We start from the raw sequence: 2,769 nt of genomic DNA, 5'->3' as shown, positions 1-2,769 counted from the left end.
GCGGGTGTGCGCTGGCCCGGCATGGGGGCGGCGGCGATCAGGGTGCGGACAGGGGCTTCGGGGGAGGTGGTCGCGGGGTTGCCAGGTGCGGTGGGGTCTGATCGACTCACGGCATGCGCTTCGCCTTCTCCACCCTCGGCCTGCCCCGGCTCCCCGTCGCCGAGGTCGCCCGGCTCGCCCGTGACGGCGGCTACCAGGGCGTGGAGCTGAGGTGCCACCCCGAGGAGCCCGTGCACACCGGGCTCGGGATCGGGGAGCGGGCCGACGTGGTCGAGGAGTTCGCCGCGGCCGGGGTGGAGATCCTCACGCTGGCGAGCTACGCGGGCGTCGCCGCGGCCGGGGACGACGAGCCGGTGGTCACCGAGATGCGCGAGTTGCTGGCGCTCGCCCGGGACCTGGGGGCCTCCCACGTCCGGGTGTTCCCGCGCGGGGGCGACCAGCCGCCCGTCGAGGCGGACCCCACCGCCGCCCGGCGGCTCGCCGCCGTGGCGCCGTACGCCGCGGACCTCGGCGTGCGGGTGCTGCTGGAGACGCACGACTCGCACCGCACGGGCGCGGACGTCGCCCGCGTCCTGGACCGCGTCGGGCACAAGAGCACAGGCGCGCTGTGGGACGTCATGCTCACCTGGCTCGGTGGCGAGGAGCCGCAGGAGTCGTTCGCGGCGCTCTCCCCGTACCTCGGCTACGTGCAGGTCAAGGACGCGGCGTCACGGGAGGACCTGGCGCCGCTGGCACTGGGCGAGGGGACGGTACCGCTGGCGGAGTGCCTGGCGGTGCTGACGGAGGCCGGCTGGGACGGCTGGCTGTGCTGGGAGTACGAGAAGCGCTGGTTCCCCGACGCCCGGGAGCTGGCGCCGCTGCTGGCCGGAGGCCGCGAGCACCTGCTGCGGCTGCTGGCCGACGTGGCCTGAACCCGCGCTGCCCCTCGGCGTCCACCCGGCGCCGCGGCGGGCCCGCGACAGCGGGTGACCGCCCAACTCCGCACCTCCGCGCGGGTCCCGGGGCGGCGGCGCCGACCGCCTTCTGTCACAGGTCGGTGGTGAATCCAAGGGGCCGACTGGCCTAATCCTTGCGCTCCTGCCTACGCTGAAGCGCGACTTGCACATGCACACGGGGAAACGGGGGTTCGATCCGCCATGAAGCTCTGCGCACCGGCAAGTGCCGTGGCACTGGCCGTGGCGGTCACGCTGCTGACGGCATGCGGATCGTCGGACGACGAGCCGGACCGGATCACGGGCGCGAAGGACTCGGCCGCGGAGTCGGACGACTCCCCGTCCGCCTCCCCGTCCCCGGCGGCGGACGGTGACGCCGACGCACCGGAGTTCGACTTCCCGGAGGACGTCGAGGTCGAGGTGGAGAGCGAGCCGACGGGCGACGGCGCCGAGGACGCGATCCTGCGCGACCACGGCTACGCCGTGCAGTCGATACGCCTCGGCTACGCGAAGCAGGACCCGCGCCTGGACGTCCTGGAGCAGTACCTCGGCGGCAACGCCCTCCAGGGCTGGCGCGCGGGCATCGACAAGTTCGTCGCGGACGGCAAGACGGTCTCCGGCACCGTGCGCTACTACGACCGCGAAGTCACCTCGCGCAAGGGCGGTGTGGCGACCGTCGAGTACTGCGAGGACCAGACGAACTCGTACGCGAAGATGGCCGACTCCGGCAAGGTGCTGAAGACCGAGCCGAGCCCCGACGACTTCATCCGGCACGTCTCGACCATGCGCAGCACCGAAGACGGCCGCTGGCAGATGGTGCACGAGTCCGACGAACAGGGAGCAGCGCAGTGCCGAACCTCCTGAGCACACGGCGTACGGCGGCGGTGTCCATAGCCGGTGCGGCCCTGGCCCTCGCGGCCGCGGGGCCGGCGGCGGCGGGCGACGGGACGGGCCAGGCCGGCTCCGACGAGATCGGCTCCCGGGTGGAGTTCAGCGCCAGCAGCCCGGGCTCCGGCGAGACCTCGCCGATGACGCCGATCGGCGGCAGCTGGTCGCCGCCGGTGTGCTGGTACGAGCCGCGCTACACGCCGGACCAGATGGACGACTACGTCCACGAGACGTACAACGCCGAGCACAACGCGACCTCCGCCATCTCCGAACTCGTCACCGACGACAGCACCTTCGACCTCCGCAAGGACAAGGAGGGGCTCTGGTGGGAGCTGGTCTACCAGGACGACGGCGTGACGGCCGAAGCGTGCCCGGCGACGAAGTCCTTCATGTTCGTCGGCCCCGAGGAGCCCGCGGAGCCCAACACCGACGTGATCGACCCGGAGACCCTTGCCGCGCTCGCGTACAACGAGACGAAGCTGCCCGCCCCGCCGGTGGACCTGAAGCCCAACCCCGACCGCCAGGTCGTGAACCTGGAGACGCTCGCCGTGCTCGACCCGGCCGAGCTGCAGCGCGTCTGGGTCACCGCCTACATCGACCCGCCCGGCACGGGCCGGATCGCCGCCACCACCGTCGCGACCCCGCAGCGGCTGCGGCTGGAGGCCGGGACGGAGTTCGCGGAGCCGAACGTCTGCGAGTACGACCTGGTGCGCAAGGGCGGCGGCTTCGCCGTGGACACCGAGGACGCCGGGTGCAACATCACGTACCGGAAGTCCTCCGGTGACGGCACGTACGAACTGGAAGCCTCGCTCACCTGGAGCGTCGCCTGGAACCCGACCGAGAGCCCGGACGGGGCGCCCGTGCACGAGGACTTCCCCGACGGCCGGTCGACCACCGAGATACCGGTGACCGTCAAGGAGATCCAGACGGTGGTGCGCTAGCAGCGCCC

General features: G+C 72.7%; 3 protein-coding genes. All 3 read left to right on the top strand.

Annotation, left to right across the window (positions count from 1 at the left end):
- Positions 1–113 precede the first annotated feature (113 nt).
- The 3 genes from H5J30_RS25785 (at position 114) to H5J30_RS25775 (ending at position 2,761) form a co-directional block, all read left to right on the top strand.
- Positions 114–911, top strand: a complete 798-nt coding sequence (locus H5J30_RS25785; protein WP_181789741.1) for a sugar phosphate isomerase/epimerase family protein — start codon at positions 114–116, stop codon at positions 909–911.
- Positions 912–1,163: 252 nt separating this feature from the next.
- Positions 1,164–1,796 carry a hypothetical protein gene (locus H5J30_RS25780; protein ID WP_309505627.1) on the top strand — a complete coding sequence of 211 codons (633 nt, stop codon included), beginning with the start codon at positions 1,164–1,166 and terminating at the stop codon, positions 1,794–1,796.
- Entirely contained in the window at positions 1,781–2,761 is a 981-nt protein-coding gene (locus H5J30_RS25775; RefSeq protein ID WP_181789739.1) for a hypothetical protein, read from the top strand. The genes H5J30_RS25780 and H5J30_RS25775 overlap by 16 nt, the downstream gene beginning before the upstream one ends.
- Positions 2,762–2,769 lie beyond the last annotated feature (8 nt).

Origin of the sequence: Streptomyces phytophilus (genome assembly GCF_013870535.1) — a bacterium.
GTDB classification, from domain to species: domain Bacteria; phylum Actinomycetota; class Actinomycetes; order Streptomycetales; family Streptomycetaceae; genus Streptomyces; species Streptomyces phytophilus.
Note: the sequence above shows the minus strand (reverse complement) of the source record. Positions and strands in the feature narration are given on the sequence as shown.